General features: G+C 71.9%; 1 protein-coding gene. It reads right to left on the reverse strand.

Annotated elements, in window-relative coordinates; all coding sequences use genetic code 11:
• On the reverse strand, positions 1–1085 hold a 1085-nt coding region (locus tag BMY61_RS43800), incomplete at its 3' end, for a transglycosylase SLT domain-containing protein (protein WP_075004332.1).
• Positions 1086–1372: the final 287 nt, after the last annotated feature.

The raw sequence follows: 1372 nt of genomic DNA on the forward strand, positions 1-1372 counted from the left end.
TAGTTCGAGAAGCCGTCGCCGTTGCCGACGCCCATCTGGATCGTGCCGTCGGGCTCGTAGATCATCAGGTCCGACTTGCCGTCACCCGTCGCGTCATGGGTGAGCGGGGCGGCGGAGGGCATGGCCGGGCCGTACGTGCCGCCGGGGGCGGCGGCCGGGCTGGACGGGGTGCCGTTGGGGGTGGAGCCGGCCTGGGTGTACTCGCCCGGGTCGGTCAGGCCGGTGGCCGGGGTGACGCTCTGCATGAAGTTCTGGTAGGTGCCGGCGGTGTAGGTGGACCAGGGGGTGAAGCCGCCCGCACCGTTGTACTTCGTGACGGCGGCCTCGGCGTTGTTCCACGGGTCGAGCAGCTGGAAGTTGCTGCCGTACGCGGGAACGGAGTTGCCGCAGGTGATCTGCCACAGGCCCCAGCCGGCCCGGTCGCTGCCGGTGCCGCAGTAGCTCACGCTCTGCTGGATGATGCCGGGCTCGTAGCTGCTTTCCGCACCGGTGATCGCGGCGGCGGTCTCGGCGGTGCTCGACGAGCCGCCGGCCGCGATCCAGTAGCCCTCGATCTGCGCGTAGCCGAGGGTGCCGCTGAGCGCGGTGGCCGAGCCGGCCGTGCGCGGGGACGTGGCCCGCCGCGGCGCCACGGACGGCGCCGGGGCTTCGTCGAAGGACAGGTTGCGCATGAAGCCCTTCGGGGTGGCCCCGGTGGTGTGCAGCGTCAGCTTGGTGAACAGTGTGCCGGCGCCCGGGGTGGCCACCGGATTGCTCAACGTGAACTGAGCGGTCGCGGTCTTCCACGTCTTGGCGTGGGCGCAATTGGAGGTGCAGGCCCGCCACGCGACCAGTCCGGTGGCGGTGGCCCTGGTGGCCGTCCAACTCGTCCAGGTCAGCCGCTCGGCCTTCTCGCCGTTGTCGGCGCACGTGAGGATCATCTCGCCGGGCCGGGTGGCTGCGTGGCCCTCACCACAGACCTTCACCGTCGGGAGAGTCGGCTTGTGTGTGGTGGCGAGGGCGGTCGGTGCCTGGACCAGGCCCAGGGCGGCGGCCCCGGCGGTCAACACTGCGGCCAGTGTGCGGCGCGTGCGGAGTCGGCTCATGTCTGCGCTTCCTTTCAAGTGGCGTACGGGCGTTGGCGCTCGGGATCGGTGCTCTGGGCGTGGGCGTGGGCCCGCCCGGTGGCCCCGCTGGTGAGGGCGAGGCCACCGGGAGGTGGGGCCGGGGTCGTGTCGCGGCTGCGGTGGAGGATCACACCGCCCGTGACGGACCCGTCGCGCGTGCCGTGGCCGATCGGGTCAGGCGAGCTGGAGGCGGGCGGCGAAGGTGCTCCAGCCGCCGCTGATGGTGTGGTAGTTCGTGAAGCCGTTGCCGTTGCTCACGCCGAGGG

This window comes from Streptacidiphilus jiangxiensis (assembly GCF_900109465.1).
Taxonomy (GTDB): domain Bacteria; phylum Actinomycetota; class Actinomycetes; order Streptomycetales; family Streptomycetaceae; genus Streptacidiphilus; species Streptacidiphilus jiangxiensis.